We start from the raw sequence: 22,860 nt of genomic DNA, 5'->3' as shown, positions 1-22,860 counted from the left end.
CGAGGGCGAAGGAACTGTGATGCCCCAGGACGACCTCACCCTCTTTGAAACGCGGCTGAAGACGATGCTGCCCGCGGAGTACCGCGAGCGCTACGACGAAGTGCAGCCTGTCTCCATGGGTTCGGCCGGGCTGAAGTACGCCGAGGATGGACGCGTCGCCTGGAATGAGATCTGGGGCTCGTTCTGCGATCTTGCGATGGCAGGAGGCCCGCCCCATCGAGGCCGCATGTTGCTGCCCGCCACACGCGATGAAGTGGCTGCCGATGCTCCGCGCTATCGCGAAGTGACGAAGGAACTTTGTCGCGGCGTGGCGTTGGTGACTCGTCTCATCGCGGAGCCCGCCGATGTTCCAGGCTGGATTCACGTCGATTGCGTCGGCGTGACGATGGCCGGTTGGCTGGCGCGCGCGATCACACTGGAGAACGTCTCGGCCCACTGCCAGGGCATGGTGCTGCACCTTCCCGCGGGCCCGCATTTTCGCGTCGAGAAGGAAGTCAAAAACGTCATCACTTCGATCGCGAAGACGGTGCACTACTGGCAACAGCACACCGCTCCAGCGCAGCAGCGCGCCGTTGGCAATCTGCTGAATGCGATGGAAGCAGAAGCTCCGTTACTGCAGGCCCCGTTCACGCTGCAGGAACAGGAGCATCCGGAGGTTGACACACTGCGCGGAAAGGTGGCCGCGTCTCTCACTGCCCTTACCGGGCTTCCGTGTAACGGCGTAGAGTCCCGCGGGTGGCTCGGTATGGACTGCGGCAGCATCCCCGATGCGGTGAAACTCATGCGGCTGATCGTTGCGAACAATGTGCTTTGCCGCCGCGAGGAAACCTTGGTCTATCTGCCGATCCACCCGGTGGCAGACCCCGCCGGGGAACGTCTTCTGCAGGTGGTGAAACGCGCTTTTGTGGCAGCGAACCAGATCCAGCAAACGAAGGATCAATAGCTTCCCAGACGATCTACAACTTTCCGGGAAGATGGGCGTAATACGGGCGTTCGTCCGCTGATCGCTTGGATGTATTTCAGCAGATGAAAAGTGATGTCACTCTAGGTTTGTAAGCGGCTTCGGCCCATCTCTTCCAGGAGCATCACCTATGCACTCCGCACTTGTTGCCGGCTCGTTCATCCTGATTCTGCTCGCACCCTGCCTCGTGGCAATGCGCGTTCAGGCGACGCCCGACGAAGAGATCTAAAAGACTTTTTCTTTCGAGGAAAGCATCCCCGGAAAAACGCAAAGGACGGCTTCGGCCGTCCTCTTTTTTGTCCGCGAAACCTCGCGGCCCTAGTTGACGTAGAGGGCCGCCTCGAAGCGCTTCACCAGCTCCTCGTTCCAGGCGTGGGTGGAGCGGCGCCACTGGCGGTTGTCGTTGGCTTCCAGGAAGTTCGGGAAATCCATGCGGCAGGAGCTTTCGCGCGTGACGAAATCCATGTACGCCTGCGGCGTGCCGTCGAGGTAGAGCACCGCGCGGTCACCGTCTGGCGACCACTGCACGCTGGCGATGCGCTCGCGTTCGCGGTCCTCGAGCGAAGCACCGTTGTAGATCAGCATGGCGTCGACGACGCCTTCTTCGTCCTCGCCGAGCTGGCGATCGCAGGCGTAGCAGTATCCGGCTGGGCCTTCGTCCTCAAAGACCACGGCCCAGCGGCCGTTGAGCGATTGTGAAAGGAACAGGGCGAGACCGGGCTTGAAGGTGAAGGATTGCATACAAGCTTAAGGTTACATGCGCTCCCGGCTCTGTAGACTCGTAAGTGACGATGAAACTCCGTGGCTTTACGATTGCCCGCCCGCAACAGATTGCGGGCCTGTTGTTGCTGATTATGCTGGGCCTGTGCGCCTGGAACATCTCGCGCGAGCCGCTGAGCGCCGATGACTACCGCGTGGCGCGCTGTGGGCGCGAAATGTGGGAGCGCCCCGAGGCGATCGCGGGCTATTTCACCAGTTGCGGCAACCTGAACGGCGATGGCTTCTTCGGCTACCGCACGGCCGCTCTGCCCCTGAGCCTGGAACGCGGCGTGCTGCTGGCGACCGACCACTTCCGCAAACCGGAGAACCGCCTCTACACCGAGGGCAGTCTGAACGGCTCGCTATGGGAAGCACGCCACGAAATGGTCGGCGTGAAGTGGCTGCTGCGTCTACCGTTTGTGTTCTTCGCCCTGTGGGCGGGCGGCGGCGTGTGGTGGGTTTCGCGCAGGCTCTTTGGCAACGAAGGCGGCGCGCTCGCGCTGGCGCTCTACGTTTTCTGCCCAGCCATCATTCGCCACGCCACGCACCCGAGCAACGACATCCTCGCGCTATGGGGGCTGTACGGGCTGGTGTACACGGCGATCGGCGTAGGCCACGCTTTGCAGGGGCCGCGCAAGAAATGGCGTCCGCGCATCGTGCTGCTCACCGTCGCACTGGGGCTGACGGCCTCCGCGCATACGCTGGCCGGCATCGTCGGCTGGCTGTTGGGCGCGGTGTTCTTCTTCTACGTCGCCGAGCGTCGCCGCTCGCTGGTGCTGCCGATCATGGCTTACGCCGCGCTCGGTGCTCTGCTCGTACTCTTCGTCGTCTTCGGATTCCGCCCGTCAGTCTTCCTGTATCTCTTCACCGGCGGCAGCGCGCGCTGCTGGATGGGCCTGGAAGCCGCGAAGCATTTCTTCCTGCAACCGGCCAACGCGGGCATCTCGATTGCGGCGCTGGTTTCGCTACTGCTTTATGCCACGACAAAGCGCTCGCGCTACTTCGGCAACACCGTTCCCCTGCTCTGCGTGCTGGCGCTGATGCCGCTCTACACCACGCAGATCATCACGGCGCCGTGGCTGTGGGCGGTGCCGTTCCTGCTGACGTTCATCGGCGGCGTGTTTGCCGATGTGCTGGAGACGCGCTACCGCAAGACGTATCTGCTGCTCGCCGGCGGCGTCATCGTGGCGCAGGCCGGGCTCTGCGTGATGACGCTGGGCGGCTGGCTGCGGTAGCGGGCGAACCAGCAGCGGCACTCTTCCACAACTTCGTGGCCGGCAACGATCTTTGCGCTTCTCCATCGCGCGCCGATTCTGCATCCTAGAGGAAGATCGTCCACTGCCGAAGGGTCGCTACCTGTGAAGTCACCACGCTTGTCCACTGTTGTTCCCGTGCTGTTGAGCGCGGTTCTGGTTACGACGATTCTGCTGCCGACCGAAGGCTGCAAGTCCGGTCGCCGCACCGTGTACTCGTGGTTCCACAAACGCAAGTCGACCTCGAAGGCCAACTCCGCCGAGTTTGCCGATAACGTCGAGAAGGTGGTGCAGTCGCCACAGCTTGCGATCATGAAGTGGTCGAACTACTCGGCCTATCAGCCGCTCGTGCAGCAGTTCTATAACGACCGCAACTTCGAGCTGGCATGGACGCGCGACGGCAAGCCGACCGAGACGACCACCGCGCTAATCAACCTGTTCACGCACGCGGATGAGAAGGGGCTGATCCCCGAAGATTACGACGCCAGCCGCTGGGCACAACGCGTCGCACGCATCGACGACATTCGCAAGCGTAAGGACACAAGCGACGATGCCGAGACAGTCATCGCGCAGTTCGACGCGGCGATGACGATTTCCACGATGCGCTTCATCAGCGACCTGCACACCGGTCGCGTGAACCCCCAGACGCTGAACTTCGACATCGATGTGCCGCAGAAGCGGGAACAGTTTCAGCTTTCGCAGTTCATGAACGACCAGCTCGTGGACGCGAGTGACGCGCCGACCGTCGTGAGTTCTGTCGAACCGCACAACGCAATCTACGCGGCGACCGAGAAGGCGCTGGTGCAGTACCTCGCCGCCGCCAAGCAGCAGGCGCAAAGCGATCCGCTGCCCGCAGTGACGCATCCGATCAGCGTTGGCGGAAGCTACGCGGGCCTCGAGCCGCTACGCCTCCGCTTGCAGGAGCTTGGCGACGCCGAAGGGGAGATTCCGCAGACGCAGGCGTACAGCCAGGAAATCAGCGATGCGGTGAAGCACTTCCAGACGCGCCACGGCCTCACGCCCGACGGCAAGCTGACGCAGCTCACGGTGGACGCACTCAACGTTCCGCTCACAGAACGCGTCGAGCAGCTCAACCTCGCGCTGGAGCGCTGGCGCTGGCTGCCGGACAACTTCGTGAATCCGCGCGTGCTCGTGAACCTGCCCGAGTTCATCGTGCGCACCTACAACGAAGACAACTCGCTTGCCTTCAAGATGAAGGTCGTCGTCGGTCAGGCCGAAGGCAATCATGACACGCCGATGTTCGTGCGCTCCATGCGCTACGTGAACTTCCGCCCCTATTGGAACCTGCCGAACTCGATCATCAAGAAAGAGTTGATGAAGCACATCAACGCCAGCGGCCTCGGCTATCTCGCGAGCCACGACTATGAGGTCGTCACCGCAAACGGACAGCCTGCGTCGGGTTACTCGGCGAGCGACCTCGAGCATGGCCGCTACGTCGTGCGCCAGAAGCCTGGACCGAAGAACTCGCTCGGACTCGTGAAGTTCATGTTCCCCAACGAGTACGACATCTACATGCACTCCACGCCGGAGATGCAGTTCTTCAACCTCACGCGCCGCGATAAGTCGCACGGTTGCATTCGCCTGAACGACGCGGAGAAGATGGCCAACTGGGTGCTGCAGGAGCAGCCTATTTGGACCGCCGATAAGATCCACGATGCGATGTACGGCGACCAGAACAACAAGACCGTGAACCTGAAGACAACGCTGCCGGTGAGCATCACTTACCTCACCGCGATGGCGGACGAGGACGGTTCCGTGCACTTCTACAAAGACATCTACGGCTACGACAAGGACCTCGCTGCCGCGATCGCCAAGCACCCCACCGATCGCACGAACGAGCACAAGGTGAACCCGAAGCAGCAGCCGGGCGAAACGCTTTAGCTACATAGCGTCGGGCTTCCGCTTGCCGACGCTACGTAGAAAGTCTTCGAGCCGCTGACCGCGCTTACGTACAAAGCTGCGCTCGGTGACAACGACGCCGTGCAGGCGGTCCATGCGGAAGGTGCGAAAGTCGTTGCGCAGCTCGCACCATGCGGCGAGCGTCCAAAAGCCGGACCAGAAGGCGAGAGCCAGCGGTCGCACCGCACGATACTCCGCCTGCGCCATATCTTCACCGATCCGCGTGTACCAGAACTCCACTACGGTGAGTTCGCGGCACGCACGGTGCAGTTGATCGAGCAGACGACGGTGCCCTTTGCTCATCACAAACGGCGGCGCATAGAGCGCGATGCTGTCGAGATGCGTACTCAACTCTGCGGGGATCACCGCTTCGATGCGAGCAAGAGCGCTCTTCGCTGCAGCGAAGGACTCTTCTCCACCCCACGCCTGCACAAGTCGCGCACCGACGACGAGCGCTGTGAGCTCTTCCACCGTAAACATCAACGGCGGCAGATCAAACTCACGGCGCATCGTGTAGCCGACGCCCGCTTCGCCTTCAATCGGCTGGCCGGCGAGTTGCAGATCGCGGATGTCGCGATAGATCGTGCGCTCCGACACTTGAAGCCGCTCAGCAAGAGCTTGAGCGGTCTTCAGGCGCCCGGCGCGCAGCAGTTGTACAATGCGGAAGAGGCGATCAGCACGTCTCATCGCTGCTCCTCCTGACAGTTTCTAGAACTGCGAGCTGTGCAGGCCGACGTGGTTGCCTTCGGAGTCGATGAGGCAGGCATAGTAGCTGCCGTTGGGTATCTGCGTGCGCGGCGTGACGATGGTGGCGCCCAGCTTCTCCGCGCGCTTGATCGAAGCATCGAGCTTGCCATCCGCGTTGAGGAAGACACGCGTGCCATCCACCGAAGGCTTTCCATGCGGGCGCTTCGTGATGCAGCCTGTAGCGCCGGCGCCAACGGACGGAAATATGTTGATCGGGTCGCCATCGCCGAAGGGGATGAATTTGATGTCCAGCACATGCTCATAGAATTTCGTGGCGCGCTCGAAGTCCGACGTGGGGATTTCAAACCAGGTGACAGCGTTGCTCTCAAAACGGCTCATGACGTTTCTCCTTGGGGATGACTCTTTGACTACGAAGCCCAAGATAGAAAAACGCTCCTGACAGCATACTGTCAGGAGCGTGTCAGCAGTTCGAGAATCCTTAGTACGCGTCGCCACCATTCGCCTGACCGAAGTCATCGCCCGTAGAGAGATTTTCAAAGCGCGTGTAGTCGGACATGTACGCCATCTGCACCGAACCCGTCGGGCCGTTACGCTGCTTGGCGATGATGATCTCCGCCTTGCCCTTGACGTCCTCGTTCTCGCGGTCGTAGTACTCCTCGCGATGGATGAACGCGACGACGTCGGCGTCCTGCTCGATCGAGCCCGATTCACGAAGATCGGAAAGCAACGGTTTCTTGTCGCCGGTGCGCTGTTCCGAGTTACGCGAAAGCTGCGAGAGCGCGATGATCGGCAGCTTGAGTTCCTTGGCCAACGCCTTGATGCCGCGCGAGATACTCGCAACTTCCTGCGTACGGCTTTCGATGCCCTTCTTACCCGGACCGGCCGTACCGGTCATCAGCTGCAGGTAGTCGATGATGATGAGGTCAAGCTGGCCTTCCTGTTGCAGCAGGCGACGGCACTTGGCACGCATTTCAGCAAGCGTGATGCCCGGCGTGTCGTCGACGTACATGCGCGAGTTCATCAGGCGATCAAGCGCCGCGACGAGCTTGCCCTTGTCTTCGCGCGGAATGAAGCCGGTCTGCAGCTTACGTGAGCCGACCATCGCCTCCGACGCCAACATACGTCGCAGCAGCGATTCCTTCGACATTTCCAGCGAGAAGATCGCCACCACCTTGTTATCGCGCACCGCGCAATTCTGCCCGATGTTGATCGCCCAGGCGGTCTTCCCCATCGACGGACGCGCAGCCAGAATGATCATTTCGCTCGGCTGCAGGCCGGAGGTCATCTTGTCGAACTCGAGGTAATGCGTCGCAAGCCCCGTGACTTCGCGGCCCTGCTCGTAGAGCGCGTCGATCGAGCCGAAGCTCTCCTTCACGATATCCGGGATGTTCGAAAAGCCGCGCTGAATGGCCGAATCAGCCACTTCCGCCAAGCGGACTTCGACATCGTTCAGCACCTTGGTCGCGTCTTCAATGTGGTCAGCCGCCGAAGCGAGCCCCTCCGTGAAGATGCCCATGAGCTGACGCAACAGGCTCTTGTCCTTCACGATGCGAACGTAGCTCTCCACGTTCATATTGCGAATGACGTTCTCACTCAGCGATGCAAGGTAGGCGGGACCGCCGATCGCGTCCAGTTCGCCACGCTTGCTGAGCTGGTCGATGACCGTGATGTAGTCCACCGCGTGGCTTACAGCTACCAGCTCCAGCATGGCGGAGTAGATGCGCTGATGAGAGTCGAGCGAAAAGTCTTCTGAGCGGAGTTTTGCCGACGCGTCCACCACAGCGACCGGGTCCAGCATCATCGCTCCGAGGATCGCCACCTCGGCGTGCAGCGCCGCCGGCATTTCGCTCAGTGCATCGATAGAGGAGAAGCTCGCCATAGTGTTATTTTCGTTCGTAACCGCCCTGGCCACAAGCGCGAATCATGCACGGAGAATGGTGCACATAGCGGCCTTTTCCTCATTAGCAAGCGATTTACAGAAGGAGCGACATGGCGCCGTCCGACAATCTCGACAAGTACGTTCCCGAGTTCGATGAGCAGCAGATGCGCGCCCGCGTCGCGGGCATGTCGCGCGATCAGCTGCTTGACATGCTGATGCGCAGCTACAAACAGGTCCGCATCCTGGGCAAGCAGCTCGAGCAGGCCGAAAAGCGGTTTGCCGAAATCCGCGCCATCCTGGACCAGCCCTCCGATCTGCTGTCGCTGCCCGGCATTCCGACAGCGGACGACATCCGCCGCATGATGGAAGAGTGATCCGCAGCGAGCTGGCACACTGCACAAACGTCCGGTAATCGACCTTGGGTGCGCAATCGCCCATGCCCGTCTCGCTATCCGAGATATTCTTTTCTCAAATCTTCATAAAACGGGTCGATACAGGCCCCACCCACAAAGGGAAACGAAATGACACAAGCACTTCGCATTGCGGTGGCTCTCTCGTCTCTTAGCGCACTGGCTCTGTCCGGCTGCGCTCTGCAAACTACTGCTACTTCGAGCTCGCAGCTTGCCTCTGCGGTCACAGGACACGCGATGGGTGGGCGACAGCCGATCTCAGGTGCCACCGTGACGCTGTACAGGGCTGGTAAAACCGGCAACGGCAGTGCACCGACGGTGCTCGGCACCGGCACCACGGACTCGACCGGCGCGTTCAGCATCTCGCACAACAGCACGACTTGCTCCGATCCGGACCAGCTTTATCTGGTAGCCGCCGGTGGTGATCCCGGTGTGGGTAGCACGAACACGTCGAACGTATTGGTTGAAGCTCTTGGCAGCTGCTCCAGCATCAGCTCCTCCACCAATGTTGTGATCAATGAGCTGACGACCGTGATTGCGGCGGAAGCGCTTGCAGGCTTCTCCACGCAGGACGGCAGCTCGACGGCGATCGGCTCGGTCGCTGCCAACACGCTTGGCCTGAAGAACGCGTTCGGCACGGCGACCTCCCTGATCTCGCTGACCGGTGCGCTGCAGCAGACCACCGCAAACGGCGGCAAGGTGCCCTACACGCTGCTCGCGTCGCTGGGTAACTCCCTGGCCGCGTGCGTGAACTCGGCCGGCCTGAGCTCTGCGGGCTGCACCACCATTGTCACGGCCGACTTCGGCGGCGTGACGCCCGCAAACACCTGGCAGATTGCGCTGCAGTGGGCCAAGTATCCGATGTCGAACGCGGCAACCGTCTTTGCAAACGCGACCTCGGCGACCAACTTCTATACCCCTGCGCTGGCTGCGGCACCGCATGATCTTTCGGTGGCCATCCAGTACGCGGGCGGCACGCAGTCTAACGGCACCACCGCCGCAACCGGCCCCAGCGATGTGCGCGTGGACGGCAGCGGCAACATCTGGGTGGCCGGCATGGCCAGCGCTCCGCTCGTAGAGCTCTCGGCCAACGGCGCTCTGCTCTCGCCGAGCGGCGGCTGGGGCAGCTCCGCCCTGCAGGCCGTGACGACCGGCAAGCAGCTGGCGATCGACGCCGCATCGCCGCTGAACCTGTGGCTCGCCGATAGCAGCGGCTATGTCTGGAAGTACACCCCCAGCACCGCGACTACCACGCAGATCACGGTTCCCACGGCGATCTACATCGCGGGCAGCACCTCCAGCACGACCGCAGTCGCCGGCAACCCCTACGGCATCTCGGTGGATGCGAGCAACAACGTCTGGTTCGGCACCTACAAGAGCAGCAGCCTCGGCTACTTCGGTCGCATCCCGGCAAGCTCCATCACACCCGATACCAGCTATGCCGGCACCCCGACCTTCCCTTCCACGTCCGTCGGATCGCGTTACGTCGCCGTCAGCCCCACGACCGGAGACATTCTGGGCAATGGAACGGGTTCGGGCTTCTACAACTTCCTCTCGCCGTATACCGGCGCAGTGGCGCAGGGTACGACCACGACGAACTACCACTCGGGTGGCAGCGCGTTCACCGCATCCGGCGCAGCGTGGACCGCAATCATCGGCAGCACGTCGTCCTCGTACTCTGCCGGTTACGGCGGCGTCTGCGTCAGCACCACGAACACTGCGGGCTGCAGCTCGAAGTACTTCTTCCCGCAGCCTTACGGTTCCACGGCATTGGCGTACACCACGAACTACTTCGGTTCGACGATCGCCATCGACTCCAACAACATGATCTTCGCGCCCGCCTCGCAGCTCTCGGGCGGAGCGAACCTCTTCCTGTTCAACACCGCTTCGGGCAAGTACCTGACCAACGGTGGCCTGATCGATGGCTACTCGACCTCGGCTAAGACCTACGGCGATGGTCTGGAGCCCGTAGACGCTACCGGTGCCAGCGTTCTGGCATCGGCAACCACCACCATCGTCACGACGGGCACCTCGCCGCTTCCTGGCGTCGCGGTCGATCCTTCGGGTTCGGTATGGCTCGTGAACACCGCGGCTCCGACCTACCCGGTGCTGCAGATCCTGGGCGTAGCCGCTCCCACCGGATCGATTTCGGCAGTTCCGCTCGTCTAACCCCACACGGCAAGCAAAGCCCCGAGCCACGGCTCGGGGCTTTTTCTTGGGCTCTCGCTGCTACACTTCCTCTGAAGGAAGTGAACGAAGATGGCCACGATTGGAACGAAGATTGACGCGGACATTATTGTCGCGATGAAGGCAAAGGAAGCCGAGAAACTGACCACGCTGCGCATGGTAAAGGCCGCGTTGAAGTCCAAGGAGATCGACAAGCGCGAGCCCCTGACCGACGCCGAAGAGCAGTCCATGCTGACCACGATGCTCAAGCAGCGCCGCGAGTCGGTGGAGCAGTTTACCAAGGGCGATCGCCCCGAGCTGGCCGCGAAGGAAACCGTCGAGATCGCGTTGATCGAAAGCTACATGCCCAAGGCCGCGGGCGCCGACGAGCTGCTGCCCGTGGTGCAGGGTGCCATTGCGAAGATCGAAGCCGACAACGGCGGCACGAAGGCCACGCCCCGCGATATGGGTGCGGTGATGAAGGTCGTGCAGCAGCGCCTGCTCGCCGACGGCGTTCGCGCCGACGGCAAGCTCGTCAGCGAACTCGTGAAGCAGGAGCTGGCGAAGGCCTAGGCCGTTCGCGCGCTCCTGCGTTTCATCCTTTCAAGACCACCGTGAACTCTTCGCGGTGGTCATTATTCCAGGTGTCCGACCACTCCAGCGCGATACGATTCACACCCGGCTTCAGCGCCACATAGGCCTGCGGCTTCAGGTGCACAGCGCAGTGGAAGCCTTCACCAACGCCCGTCAGTGTCGTAAACGTGGCCAGTGATTCTTCGCTCTCCGCGCCTGCGGGAAGCAGCTTCACACGCAGGCTGCCGTAGCGTACATGGCCGACCTTCGGCGCGACGTCCAGCATAAAGTCATACAGCTCGCGTTGCGGCAACGTGATCGTTCCGCCCGGCCGGGCCGTCTGCCCCGCTGCCGAAAGAGCCACATCAAAGCTCGAGGCCGGGGACGCGTAGCTGAACGAAGAGCACGCGATAGCAGCGGCCACCGCCGCCGTGCGAAGTCGAAACGCTGGAAACATACAACGACTGTAATGGCTCGCAGCCCCGTTGCGGCCGCTCCCATTTGGGAGCAATCTTCCGCAGGCGCGCTGCGAGCGCCGCTTTGCTGTTGACTCACAAAACCTGTCGCGCTCTCCTTGGGACACCCTTAGTTTCAGCGATTTGGCGCGAGCCATCATTTCCTTCGTGGAGTCACCCCATGGCAATCCTTCGTCGTGCGATCACGTTCAGCCTGCTCAGCAGCATGGCCCTGACCTCCGTAGCGCAGAACAACTACAGCGAGAAAGACAAAAAGAAGCTTGGCGAAATCGCCCAGCGCCCCGAAGTGCAGGCGACGATCGCGAAGCGCTGGTCCGAGATTCAGCGCAACGACATGCAGTACGCCTACAACGTCAACAAGTCGATTGAGATGGCACGCCTTGCACCGTCGGTCTTCGCCGACTATCGCAGCAAGTACGGCGAACTCTACGACAACCCGGCGCTCTCGCAGTACGTCACGGTCATCGGCCAGCGCCTCGTGCCGAAGGGTTCGAACAACCTCTACGCCTTCCGCATTCTGCTCGATCCGGTTCCGCGCGCGGAGTCGATTTCTACGGGCACGATCTACGTTTCGAGCGGCCTCGTCTCATTGCTCGATAACGAAGCTCAGTTGAGCTACGTACTCGCGCACGAGATCGCCCACATCGAGAAGGGGCACGAATACGAACGCGTCCGCAACTCGGTGCTCGAGCAGAAGCTCGGCGAAGAGAAGGAAGCGGACGTCAATAAGAAGAAGGCGCTCTTCACCGCGGTGACCGCCGTCGCCGGTGCAGCGATGGGCGCGAGCCTGAACGGCGCGGGTGGCGCGTTGGCCGGTGCAGCGCTCGGCGCAACGGGCGGCCTCATCGCATCGAACTTCATCTTCCGCAACAAGTTCGAACCCACCGAGTGGAACACGGTGGAGGAGAACGAGGCCGATCAGCTCGGCCTCAAGTACATGCTCGACCAGCAGTACGACGCGCGCGAAGTGCCGAAGCTGCTCGCTCGCCTCGACCATCAGACAACTACGGACGCACGCATCGGCCTCGGCTTCATGGGGAACTCGAAGCGCGTGAAGGAGCGCATCAGCTACATGCAGGGCGCGATCGGCGGGGAGTACAAGGGTGTCATCGAAGAGCGTCTGCGTTCCGGCGGCTTGAAGGGTTCGACACCGCAATTCGCACTGCTGATGGCCGATCTGAAGCGCGACAACGGCATCGCCAGCCTGGACTACGATCTCTTCGCGATGGCCAAGGACAACCTGATGGACGCGGTCGCGCTGCGCTCGGATGACTCGCGCGCGCAAGGTGCGCTCGGCCGGCTGCTTGCGCTCACCGCACAGACTCCCGAGGACCGTCGCGAGGCCATGAGCCACACGCTGCTCGCCATCAAGTACGACGAGAAGCGCGGCGCCTATCCGGAGCCTTTCCTCGATGCGGCTGTGCTCATGATGTCTTCGGACAAGACCGGCGACAGCGACGCGAAGATCGCCGACAACCTGAAGAGCTACGTGGCGCTCTATCAGCGCGACCACGCAGGCGCGCTGCCGGCGGACGTACTCGTGATTTACGACTACCTGACGCAGAGCGGCGATACGAGCTTCTTCCTGCCGCCGTCGTCCTCCATCTCCACGCGCGCAACGGGCGCCGTGGCGATCCAGACTTCAGCAACGGGCACAGCGATTCCCGACGCGCCGACGCTGGTGAAGATGACGATGGACGCGACGGGATCGTCGGTCCGCATGGTGCCGGCGGTGGCCGATGCTCCGGCGACGAAGCCTGCGGTGAAGCGCACCTCGGCGGCGAAGCACTAGGATGCGGGTGCGGCTGCTGGCATCCTTCCTCGGCCTGCTCATGCTGGCGGCTGCGCTTCCCGCGCAGACCGTCGGCGTGATGCCGGTCTACGACAACTCGCTTGAAAGCATCGGACAGGAGTTCACCGAGGGCACCACGTTGATCCTGCTGCAGCAGCTCGAGTCGCGCGGCGTGGCGACAACGCTGCTCAACCCCGGCGGCGTCTATCTGCCGAGCGACAACGACTTGATCCAGGGCTACGGACAAGGCAGCAACACTGCGCTCGTGCTCGTCACGCAGCTCAACCAGGTGGAGTTTCCGAAGGGCAAGTTCAAGGACGGCTTCCTCGTGGTGACCGCTTCGCTCGTGCAATCTGCAACGGGATCGGCCACGCCGCTCGGCACCTTCCGCGAAAAGATCAAGCCGGAGGAACTCGTCGTCGAAACGTACCACTCGCACTGGGGCGGAGCGACCGGCAGCCGCGCGTTCGTGAAGCAGCCTATCGGCAAAGCTGCACAGAAGCTCGCCGCGCAGGTGCTTGATGCCGCGACAGGCAACTCGCTCATGACGGCGGCACGCTCATCGATGGCCGCCGCGCAACCGGTGGCGCAGCCTGCGTGCAATGGCACCTTCCGCGTGAAGTTTCCGCGCACGGACCGCGTGTCCAAGAGCTATGACCTGCTTATCGACGGCTCGGAAGAAAGCTTCAAGATTACCGACGGCATCGCCACGCTGATGCTGAAGCCCGGTGAGCATCTCCTTCTGCTGCATGTGGCCGACCCGCCCTACAAGGTGCCGATGCAGCACCAGTACGCGTTCAACTACGTTCAGAACTGCCAGGCGCCAAACCTCATCGCTACGCTCGACAAAGGCGGCGGCATGGTCTTGAGCAGCGAATAACGCGCTTCGATTTTCAGGAGCGGGGGCCCAAAAGGCTCCCGCATTTTTTTGTTTATCGCAGACGAAACCGCACGAAGAAAACCTCCCCTGTCGGGGTGTCGCCGTAAGCCTTCGCGAGCAGTGCGGGCGAGCGATAGAGCGTGACCTGAGCGCCGGGTGCGGCAAGCAGATGACGGCCCACCGCAAAGTCGCGGTCATAGCCAAAAGTAAACGCCGCGACATGGCCGACAGGATCTTCGTGGAAGCCAGTAGGCAGCGACGTGCCGGGAGTGAGCAGCAGTTCGCTCGAACGGCCCGCGTTCTCCATGCGCGTCCACACGTAGTTCTTGCCCTTGAAGCGATACAGCGCTTCGAGCAGATAACTGTTCTGCTTGCTCGCGTCCGCGTCGAGCGACTTCGTGCGGCCCCAGAGCGCGGTGATGGAGAGATCGTTCACCGGCTGCGCCGCCATGTGCATCGACATCGACGGCATCTTCATCGGCGGCGCGGCGGAAGTGGCCGCAGCATGGTTCATCTGCGAATGGTCCATGCCAGACATATCCATACCCGCCATGTCGCCGCTCATGTCCATGCCCGCCATCGCGTCGTCGTGCTTCGCGGGCGCGGCTTCGGATTTGAAGGTGTGGTGATACATCACGCTGGCTGTCTGGCGCTGCTGGTCTTCGTGCGGGTAGAGCGCCTCCGGCGAGGCAACGTGCGCGTAAGAGTATTGGCCGCTCCAGTCCGCGTTCGGCGAAACGGTGAGGCGCGTCGCCCACGAATCCACCGCGTGACCGTTGGGCGAGGGCTGGAAGTGCCAATGGGCTTCGCTCGGCTCTCCACCGTGGAAGCCCGAGACCTCAGCGCGCGCCCACTTGTACGTCAGGCCGCCGGTGAAGACGTTGAAGGCGATGTGCGTCGAGTCTTCCTGATGATGCCCCAGCGCAGCGACGGGGTCTTCGCTCGCCGACTGGCGATGCGGATACGCCGTCGGGCCAATCGCCGGGTCGCCGATCGGCGCGGCGTAGAAGCTGAGCAGCGCGTTCTTGCCGAGCTTCACGTCGTAAAGCGCGGCGACCTCCATGAAGAAGTCATGCGGGTGCTGGCCGTCCACGATCGGCGCGCCGTAAGCCGTTTCGCCCTGCTGGAAGAGTAGTGGATAGTTGCGCTGCTGCATCGTGCCGGGTTCGGCGGAGAACATCGCGCGCAGCGTGAGTTCGCCCGGGCCAAGCTGTCGCTGCGCCATCGGCATGATCCAGTTGGTGGAGAACCACGCATCGCGGCCACGTTCGCTCGCGGCCTGCTGCTGCTCGTTCGCGGCAAACGCGTTGGCGTGCAGCATCAGCGTCCAGCCGGACTTCATGCCCATCCACATGGGCACGGGCGTGGATGCAGGCTCGATCGAAGTGCCGGAGGAGCCGTGTTGCAGAATGGCCTCACGGAGCGTCGTGGCGGTCATCACCTGAGGCGCGTTCGGCGTTTGGGCAGCAGCCACGAGCGCAGGAAGCGCAAGCATCGCGGCGATCTTCTTCTTCAAAATCATCAGCAATCTTTCAATCTGTTACGCCAGCGCGGACTCGTCTTCCAGCTTGCAGAAGCACTCCAGGCAAGCCTGCGTGGAGCACGAGCCGCAGACGCGTTCGAGTTCTTTGCGCAGCGCGGTGCGCGCTCGGTGTGCGCGAACGGCAGCGTTGTTCGGCGTGAGGTTGTGGGCGTTCGCGTACTCGTTCAACGGGCGCTCGTTCAGGTCCACTTCCCGCAAAATCTCCGCATAGGCCGGGCGCATCGTCGGCAGCACCCGCTGAATGCAGCCGCAGAGGAACTTCGGCGCGAACGGATCAACTGCAGCAGGCTCCTCGGGGCCCAGCTCAAAGGCCCAGCGGTCCATCGCCGCCGCCTCGCTGGTACTGCGGCGGAAGCTATCGATGACCGCGTGGCGCAGGACGCTGAAGAACCACGCATGCAGCCCGTCCTCGTCGGCATCTTGCGGAGCTTTCTCCAGCGCGCGCATATAAGCGGCTTGCAGAATGTCCTCGGCGAGGTCGCGGCTGCGCACACGGCGGCTGACGAAGGCGAGGAACCTCTCGCGGCTTCGGAGCAACGTGTTGAGCGCGGTTTCAGACATCGGCAGCGACCTCGTTCGGGGTTAGCAGGACGGGCAGGAACACGCAGTGCAGTGGCAGACGACGCAGGTGCAATCTTCGCAAGTGCAAGTATTCTTCATGGCAGTTTCCTTTCGCGGAGCGGCGCGAAAGCCCGCTCTCATCCAGAAAAACGCAGCCCCTGAAAAAACATTACACCTCGTGTAAACCCGGTCTGAACCCTCCCGTCTTATGGGGTGGGGAGTGAGCGAGGGTGCGTCTCCTGAGGACAGTATGGGCGCTCCTCCCCGCTTTTTTCTGCTCGCTTTCCTTTGCCCGCTGCCTCCGGCGGGCCTTGCTTTTTGGGCGTGAAGACTGCGATTAGCTCTTCGCGATTAGCTCTTGACTGCGGCCTTGATGACCGGCGTCGCCGCAAGCCCATCGCGCAACACGCCTTCCTGCTTCCACTCCTGCATCACGGCCTTGGCGATCGCCGCGTCCGCTTCAGCAGCGTCGGCGATCTGTACCGGGAAAAGCACCGCCACCTGCAGGCCATCGTCCATCAGGCGCAGGTGCGAGTCGATGCGCGGCGGGTCGATCGCCGTGCCCGCCCAGGCTTCGATCTGCTTCTGCTGGCGGTCAATGATCGGCTGATAGCTCGAGTAGATGCGCTCCACGATACTGCATAGCTGCTTGAGCACCGCATCGGTGTCGGCCTCGGGCTTCAGCTTCGCCGTCAGCTCATGCCAGGCGTACTCGGTGCCGGGGAGCTGCTTGTAGAGCGGCGTGCCGGTCTGGAAGAGCACCGAGTTCGCAAAGACCGCAACGCGACCGGTCGAATGCAGCTCGGTACCGGTGCCGACGAGCTCCATCATGTAGAAGCGCGCGATGCCCACCTCGATGACCGTGCCCGTAACGCCAGCGACGGTGATGCGATCGCCCACGCGCACACCGTAGCGACCGATGATGAAGAAGTACGCCGCCACCGACAGCAGAATCGTCTGCAGACCGACCGCGATGCCCGCCGAGATGAAGCCCGCGAAGGTCGCCAGCGAGTTGAACTGCGTGACGAAGCCGAAGAGCAACACAATGCCGCTGGCGAAGCCGATGACCATGCGACGCACGACGAGTAGTTGCCGACGACGGCGCAGATCGCTAACGTAGCGGATCGTTGCGCGGCTCCAGAAATGGCCGACGAGCGCGAGCAGGCCGAGCGCCAGCGCGATGCTGCCGACACGGATGAGCAACGAGCGCAGGATGCTGCGATACTCCGTGTCCACGGCAACGCGCCAACCGCTCAACGTGCCGCGTGCGCTGTCCAGCACCAGCGACTCCTGCGAAAGCGGGAAGGTCGCGTCGGACATCACGCGGAAGGTGGTGGTGAGCTGATCGAACTGCTTACGCGTGTTCGTGCGGTCCTGCACATCGCTGGTCGGAGTCGCGGAGAGATTGATCGTCTGCTGCGTGAGTGTTTCACCCTGGCTCATGGTGGTGCGCAGCACCTTGATGAACGGGCTGCGCAGAGCGTCTACCTGCTGACGAAGCTGATCGATGATGGCGATCTGCTGATCGATGCTGCGGCGCGTAGAAAGTAGATCGAACAGCGCCCCTGCCTGTGTGACGAGGCCCGCTTGCTGCGCGTCGGCAAGGCTGCCCAGCGGGGCTTCGGCGTTTGCCTTGGTCGAGGAAGCCGTTGCCAGCTCAGGCGCGGATGCCTCAAGATGATCGATGTCGCCGAGAAGGCCGGTGTGCGCGTTCTGGTTGCTGGAGAAGCGCGTGATGCGGTTGAGCGCGTCGTTGGTCGCCTGCGCGAGTTCGAGGCCCCCGTCGATCTGCTCCTGCTGCTGCAGCAGTTGCGGACGCGTCTTCGCGTTTGCCGTAGCAAGCTGAGCGACGATGCTCTGCTTCTGCTGCTGCAGCGTCGTGAGCCGCTGCTGATTGCTCGTCTTCGCGGCGTTCAGGCGTGCGAGCGTGTCGTTCGGATTCGTGGGCGCGGCGTCCGCAGGCGCATCGCTGCCGCTAATGTGCGAGAGCAGCGCAGCCGCGTTACGCGCAGCCTGGAAAGCGAGCTGCGCAATGTTCGTGGCCTCGGCGCGCGCCTGGTCCTGGTAGAGAATGTCGCTGGACTCACCGGTCTTCTGCACGCTCGTGGTGCTGTTGCGATAGAAGCGCAACACGACGCCGAGATGGTCGCGGATGCGATCGCTCTGCGTCTTTACGTCGATTCCGGTGTTCGTCAGCGGCGGCAGCTTTGCGATCTGTTGCTGGCTCGACGAAGTGGTGTGCGACGTGGTCGCAGGCGCGTCCGCGTGAGGAGCGCTCGCAGCGGCTGTACTCCCGGTAGCGGCCGTAGATCCAGTGCTCGGTGCGGCCGCTGTGGTCCCTGTGGCAGCGGTGCTGCCGCTGGCAGGAGGCGCGGCGGCCGTTGTTTGCTGCGCGCGGAGCAGCGGCGCGCAGGTGAGCGCAAGCGCAAGAGAGGCAGAGACGACCAGCGATGCAGAGGAGCCTTTGGCTCGCAAAAAGACCATAGTTCATTAGACGACAGCCTCGCCCCATAAGCTGTCTTTTCTGGTCGCAAACAGGACAACGGCCGCACGATATGCGGCCGTTGTCAGTGACGTTCGTGGTGCGTTAGATATCGAGGTTCTTTACATCCAGCGCATTCTCTTCGATGAACTTGCGACGCGATTCGACATCTTCGCCCATCAGCGTGGTGAAGATCTCCTCCGTCGCCGCAATGTCCTCGAGCTTTACCTGCAGCAGCGTGCGGCGAGCCGGGTCCATCGTCGTGTCCCAGAGCTGCGGCGCGGTCATTTCGCCAAGACCCTTGTAACGCTGCACCGAGTACTCCTTGCGGCCCTGCTCGATGACGTACTCGAAGACCTCACGCGGTGTCTTGCGCTCGACCGGATCCTGCGCAGCCTTGCTGTTACGCTTGGCCGGCTTCGCCGCTTCCACCGGGGGCACATCGCCCACGTTGGTTGCGCCTTCCAGCTCGACTTCCTCGGTGTCCTCGAGCTCCTGCTCGGCGGCTTCCTCGGCGGTCTTCGCTGCAGCGAGAGCCTTCTTGTCGGCGTACTCGATGAGGAACGGACCCGTCAGCGTGCCTGCCATCTCGTCCTGCTTGCCGAGAAGCTGACGGCTCTCCGGCGACGCAGCGAGCGTCCAGTCGATCTTGCGCGTGGCACCCTGCGCGTCGGTGAAGCTCACCGAGTAAAGCTGGTGCTCTTCGTCGAACTCCACCTCAGAGACGGCCTTGAACTGGTGCGTGCGCTCGATCTCCTTGAGGCGCGCCTGCATCTGCTTCAGCTTGTCAGCCGAGGCGAACGCATCGCGGCGCTTCGTGTCCGCTTCGCGGCTGGCAAAGATTTCGGCGAACGCACGCGTGACCTCTTCATCACGCAGACGCTTGTTCACCTTGTCGAAGAAGCCGAGGTAGTCATTCAAGCCCGACATGAACTTCGTCAGCTCCGGTCCATCGAGCTTCGCGCCCGCTTCGCCGTGCGTGATGATCATGCCGTCCGAGGCGCGCTTCACCATCACCTGCACATACTGGCGATCGTCCTTGATGTACTGCTCGAACTTGCCCTTCTTGATGCGGTACAGCGGCGGCTGCGCGATGAAGACGTTGCCACGCTTGATCAGCTCGCCCATGTGGCGGAAGAAGAACGTCAGCAGCAGCGTGCGGATGTGCGATCCGTCGACGTCAGCATCGGTCATCAGGATCAGCTTGCCGTAGCGAAGCTTTGCGATGTCGAAGTCGTCCTTGCCAATGCCGCAGCCGAGCGCGGTGATCATGGCGCGGATTTCTTCGTGGCCCAGCATCTTGTCGTAGCGGGCCTTCTCCACGTTGAGGATCTTACCCTTCAGCGGAAGGATCGCCTGGAACTTACGGTCGCGGCCCTGCTTGGCCGTTCCGCCTGCCGATTCACCCTCGACGAGGTAGAGTTCGCAGAGCTCCGGCTTGCGCTCCGAGCAATCAGCGAGCTTGCCGGGCAAGCCGCCGCCGTCGAGCGCGCCCTTGCGGCGCGTGAGGTCGCGGGCCTTACGAGCGGCTTCACGTGCGCGCGAAGCGTCGATGGCCTTGCCGATGATCTTCTTGGCAACCTGCGGGTTCTGCTCGAGGAACGCACCGAGGCGCTCGTTGACGAACGCCTGCACCTGGCCAGCGACGTCGGAGTTCAGCTTGCCCTTCGTCTGGCCTTCGAACTGCGGCTGCGGCAGCTTCACCGAGACGACAGCAACAAGGCCTTCACGAACGTCATCGCCCGACAGGTTTTCTTTCTGGTCCTTGAAGAGACCGAGAGACTGGCCGATCGCGTTCACCGTGCGCGTGAGCGCCGTGCGGAAGCCCGAAAGATGCGTGCCGCCGTCCACCGTGTTGATGTTGTTCGCGAACGAGAACACCGTTTCGGAGTAGGAGTCGTTGTACTGCAACGAGATCTCCATGACGAGGTTCGGCAGCTCGGTCTCCATGTAGATCGGCTTCTCGTGCAGCACCTGCTTACCCTTGTTCAGGTGCTTGATGAAGCCGGCGATGCCGTCGTTGTACTTGTACGACTGCGACTTCACCTCACCCTTCGCATCGACGACGCGCTCATCGGTGAGATTGATCTCGATGCCCTTGTTCAGGAACGCGAGCTGGCGCAGACGGTTCGAGAGGATGTCGAACGAGTACTCGTGCACCGTGAAGATGCTCTTGTCGGGAAGGAAGTGGACCTTGGTACCCTTGCGGGTGCTGGGGCCCATCTTGCGCAGCGGCGAAATCGGATCGCCCTTGGAAAAGTCCATCTCCCAGGCAAAGCCATCGCGCCAGATCTCCACATCGAACTGCTCGCTGAGTGCGTTCACGCAGCTTACGCCGACGCCGTGCAGACCGCCCGAGACCTTGTAGTTCGACGCATCGAACTTGCCGCCGGCGTGCAGCACGGTGAGCACCACCTGCACCGCAGGCAGGCTCTCGCCGTTCGGCATGATCTTGTTGTCGACAGGAATACCGCGGCCGTCGTCGACGACGGTAATCGAGTTGTCGACATGGATGGTGACGTCGATCTTGCTGGCGTGGCCAGCCAACGCCTCGTCGACGGAGTTGTCGACGACCTCGTAAACGAGGTGGTGCAGGCCCTGCTCGCCCGTCGAGCCGATGTACATGGCCGGACGCAGGCGGACGGCCGCAAGGCCCTCGAGCACGGTAATGCTTTCGCCGGAGTAATCGCTGTTGGCGGCAGGAGGAGGGGTCTTGGTTTCAGGCTGCGACGCGGGAAGGTTCTGCTCTTCTGGCACGAGGTTCGTGTTCTCCATTCAGCGGGCGGTAAGGCCGGCGCAAACGCCTCAAAAACCCTTGAAAATATTGGCGATTGAGGCGTTATTTAGCTCTTCCAGTGTACCACGCAGGGAGTACGGAAATCGGCCGCTGCAAATCGCAGAAAAGGCGAAGGCTTCCACCTGTTGTGGAAGCCACGGACGCGCGTTTTCCGCTTTGCCGTCCTAGCTCGCAGACTTGAGTGTTCCGCCGCCGGCCAGCGTGTACGTCTTACCGCCAAGCGCAGGGTTCTTGCTCGCCACATAGGTCAACGTGTGGCCGTTGCCCACGATGTTTGGCACATCCGTCGCGGTGATCGCGGGGTCGGTCAAAGTCGTCAGAGCACAATCGTAAGTCAGCGTCCAGATGCTGCCCGCATCGAGCGTCAACGCTGCTGTGCCTCTGTCGGGATTCACGAAGCCAGTCCACTGCGAGTTGTTGGCGAGCGACATCGAGAGATTCCCGCCCTCGAGTTCCACCCCACCCGTGACAGTCTGGCCATCGAGCGAAAGCTGATAGTTGCCCGAAGTGCTCAGGATGTTTTCTTCGAGAAGGTACTGTGCCGAGAGCGGAGCATTGTGCGAAAGCGTGATCTGAGCGCTCCCGTTGACGCTGAAGAGCCCAAAGTTCAGTGTCGCGGGCAATACAAACGTGCTGTTCGACAGGCTCATCTGCGCTGTGCCTGTGTTCCCGTTCTCATCCGTCGGCCCCACCCCGAATCCCGTGCTATGGCTCATGTCGAGATTGACACCAGTGAGGTTCAGGGAAGCCGCCCCCTCCAGTTCCGCAACGGCTCCATTCGCAACCAGAGTAGTGCCCGAAGCCTGCACCTGACCTCCGCTCGCGACCCAGAAAAGCGGAACCGAGAAAGCACTCGCGAACGGTTGGCTCGTTACCGAACCGCCCAGCAGAGAGACGATGCCATGACGTGCGGCACCGATAGCGTAGCCCGCGAGGACGGACTGGCCACCCGCGACCACCACCGTGCCCATCGTCGTGGACGTGTTCACGTTCTTCAGCACCACCATCGACGGCAGGCCGGTCGCCATCACGGCACCGCCTGTGGGCTGGTTGTTGACGATGCTTCCGCCGTTGATCGTGACAACGCCACCGTCGAGCACTTGGTCATTGTTGCTGAATGCGAGTACTGCGGCGCCGGTGCCGCCGTCGTTGTAGAACAGCGTCGCTCCTGTACCTGTAATGACGGGGGAGGTCAGCGTGAGCGAGCGTGACGAGCTCGCACAGACAGCACTGCTGTCTGTGGATGCTGCGGTGATCGTCGCACCCGCTGCAGGCACCGTGCCGCCGGCGTAGACCGTCGCTCCACCGAGTCCACAATTCGCGTTGGGTGCATGGATCGTGACGCGCACCGTCCCCGAAGTGCTCGCTTTGTAGTTGCCGACCTGATCAAATTTCGCCGAGTAGAGGTGCGCCCCGATCGGAGCGCTCAGGTTCTGCAGATCAACGGTTGATGCCGAACCCAGAAGAGGAACGCTCGTCGTGCTTCCAGTAAAACTGGTCAGCACCGTCTGGTTCGTCGTCTTGTCCGTGAACTCGACACTGCCCTGCGTCACCGAGGTATTGAGCGTTGCCTTCAACGAAGCAGTATCACCAAACGCGAAATCCGTTGCGCTCGGCGTCAGCGTCAGCGACGTAGCCTGGCCGGGATTGCCCGGGTCACTGGTGACGGAGTTTGACGTCGCGCAACCTGCCACGGACGC

18 protein-coding genes are annotated in these 22,860 nt (G+C 62.3%); 8 read left to right on the top strand and 10 right to left on the bottom strand.

The features are described from left to right. Positions 1-19: 19 nt before the first annotated feature. Positions 20-943 (top strand): hypothetical protein, encoded by a 924-nt coding sequence (locus tag OHL11_RS03695; protein ID WP_263370123.1) that lies wholly within the window; start codon positions 20-22, stop codon positions 941-943. Positions 944-1,279: 336 nt separating this feature from the next. On the opposite strand, the gene OHL11_RS03690 is transcribed toward OHL11_RS03695, so the two are convergent. Continuing rightward, positions 1,280-1,702, bottom strand: a complete 423-nt coding sequence (locus OHL11_RS03690; protein ID WP_263370122.1) for a DUF2251 domain-containing protein — start codon at positions 1,700-1,702, stop codon at positions 1,280-1,282. A gap of 50 nt (positions 1,703-1,752) precedes the next feature. On the opposite strand from OHL11_RS03690, the gene OHL11_RS03685 reads away from it, so the two are divergent. Both OHL11_RS03685 and OHL11_RS03680 read left to right on the top strand, forming a co-directional pair. Next, entirely contained in the window at positions 1,753-2,955 is a 1,203-nt protein-coding gene (locus OHL11_RS03685) for a hypothetical protein (protein ID WP_263370475.1), read from the top strand. A gap of 138 nt (positions 2,956-3,093) precedes the next feature. Beyond that, positions 3,094-4,875 carry a L,D-transpeptidase family protein gene (locus OHL11_RS03680; RefSeq protein WP_263370121.1) on the top strand — a complete coding sequence of 594 codons (1,782 nt, stop codon included), beginning with the start codon at positions 3,094-3,096 and terminating at the stop codon, positions 4,873-4,875. Here the strand turns inward: OHL11_RS03680 and OHL11_RS03675 are convergent, their stop codons facing one another. The 3 genes from OHL11_RS03675 to dnaB form a co-directional block, all read right to left on the bottom strand. Further along, positions 4,876-5,580: a helix-turn-helix transcriptional regulator gene (locus tag OHL11_RS03675; RefSeq protein ID WP_263370120.1), complete on the bottom strand. Its 705-nt coding sequence runs from the start codon at positions 5,578-5,580 to the stop codon at positions 4,876-4,878. 21 nt (positions 5,581-5,601) lie between these two features. Further along, entirely contained in the window at positions 5,602-5,979 is a 378-nt protein-coding gene (locus OHL11_RS03670) for a VOC family protein (RefSeq protein ID WP_263370119.1), read from the bottom strand. Between the two features lie 100 nt (positions 5,980-6,079). Continuing rightward, complete coding sequence (gene dnaB, locus OHL11_RS03665; RefSeq protein WP_263370118.1) at positions 6,080-7,480, bottom strand: replicative DNA helicase; 1,401 nt, start codon at positions 7,478-7,480, stop codon at positions 6,080-6,082. Between the two features lie 110 nt (positions 7,481-7,590). Here dnaB and OHL11_RS03660 point away from each other — a divergent pair, with 110 nt between their 5' ends. The 3 genes from OHL11_RS03660 (at position 7,591) to OHL11_RS03650 (ending at position 10,629) form a co-directional block, all read left to right on the top strand. Continuing rightward, complete coding sequence (locus OHL11_RS03660) at positions 7,591-7,854, top strand: hypothetical protein (protein WP_263370117.1); 264 nt, start codon at positions 7,591-7,593, stop codon at positions 7,852-7,854. Positions 7,855-8,001: 147 nt separating this feature from the next. Further along, positions 8,002-10,059, top strand: a complete 2,058-nt coding sequence (locus OHL11_RS03655; RefSeq protein ID WP_263370116.1) for an NHL repeat-containing protein — start codon at positions 8,002-8,004, stop codon at positions 10,057-10,059. Between the two features lie 90 nt (positions 10,060-10,149). Further along, positions 10,150-10,629 (top strand): GatB/YqeY domain-containing protein, encoded by a 480-nt coding sequence (locus OHL11_RS03650; RefSeq protein ID WP_263370115.1) that lies wholly within the window; start codon positions 10,150-10,152, stop codon positions 10,627-10,629. A 22-nt stretch (positions 10,630-10,651) separates the two neighbouring features. On the opposite strand, the gene OHL11_RS03645 is transcribed toward OHL11_RS03650, so the two are convergent. Continuing rightward, on the bottom strand, positions 10,652-11,086 hold the full coding sequence (locus tag OHL11_RS03645; RefSeq protein ID WP_263370114.1) for a hypothetical protein: 435 nt from the start codon (positions 11,084-11,086) through the stop codon (positions 10,652-10,654). A 179-nt stretch (positions 11,087-11,265) separates the two neighbouring features. On the opposite strand from OHL11_RS03645, the gene OHL11_RS03640 reads away from it, so the two are divergent. Both OHL11_RS03640 and OHL11_RS03635 read left to right on the top strand, forming a co-directional pair. Continuing rightward, positions 11,266-12,897 (top strand): M48 family metalloprotease, encoded by a 1,632-nt coding sequence (locus tag OHL11_RS03640; RefSeq protein ID WP_263370113.1) that lies wholly within the window; start codon positions 11,266-11,268, stop codon positions 12,895-12,897. Positions 12,898-12,904: 7 nt separating this feature from the next. Beyond that, a complete protein-coding gene (locus OHL11_RS03635) occupies positions 12,905-13,777 on the top strand; it encodes an adenine nucleotide alpha hydrolase family protein (protein ID WP_263370112.1) in 873 nt (290 codons plus the stop codon). A 52-nt stretch (positions 13,778-13,829) separates the two neighbouring features. Here OHL11_RS03635 and OHL11_RS03630 read toward each other — a convergent pair whose 3' ends face one another. From OHL11_RS03630 to OHL11_RS03610, 5 genes are all read right to left on the bottom strand, one after another. Further along, entirely contained in the window at positions 13,830-15,299 is a 1,470-nt protein-coding gene (locus OHL11_RS03630) for a hypothetical protein (protein ID WP_263370111.1), read from the bottom strand. 18 nt (positions 15,300-15,317) lie between these two features. Further along, positions 15,318-15,881: an RNA polymerase sigma factor gene (locus tag OHL11_RS03625; RefSeq protein WP_263370110.1), complete on the bottom strand. Its 564-nt coding sequence runs from the start codon at positions 15,879-15,881 to the stop codon at positions 15,318-15,320. Positions 15,882-16,232: 351 nt separating this feature from the next. Then, a complete protein-coding gene (locus tag OHL11_RS03620) occupies positions 16,233-18,365 on the bottom strand; it encodes a mechanosensitive ion channel family protein (RefSeq protein WP_263370109.1) in 2,133 nt (710 codons plus the stop codon). 103 nt (positions 18,366-18,468) lie between these two features. Further along, positions 18,469-21,138 carry a DNA topoisomerase (ATP-hydrolyzing) subunit B gene (gyrB, locus tag OHL11_RS03615; RefSeq protein ID WP_263370108.1) on the bottom strand — a complete coding sequence of 890 codons (2,670 nt, stop codon included), beginning with the start codon at positions 21,136-21,138 and terminating at the stop codon, positions 18,469-18,471. 186 nt (positions 21,139-21,324) lie between these two features. Next, positions 21,325-22,854: a hypothetical protein gene (locus OHL11_RS03610; RefSeq protein WP_263370107.1), complete on the bottom strand. Its 1,530-nt coding sequence runs from the start codon at positions 22,852-22,854 to the stop codon at positions 21,325-21,327. Positions 22,855-22,860: the final 6 nt, after the last annotated feature.

It is taken from the genome of Granulicella cerasi (genome assembly GCF_025685575.1).
Classification (GTDB): Bacteria; Acidobacteriota; Terriglobia; order Terriglobales; family Acidobacteriaceae; genus Granulicella; species Granulicella cerasi.
This window is presented reverse-complemented; position numbering and strand designations above follow the sequence as displayed.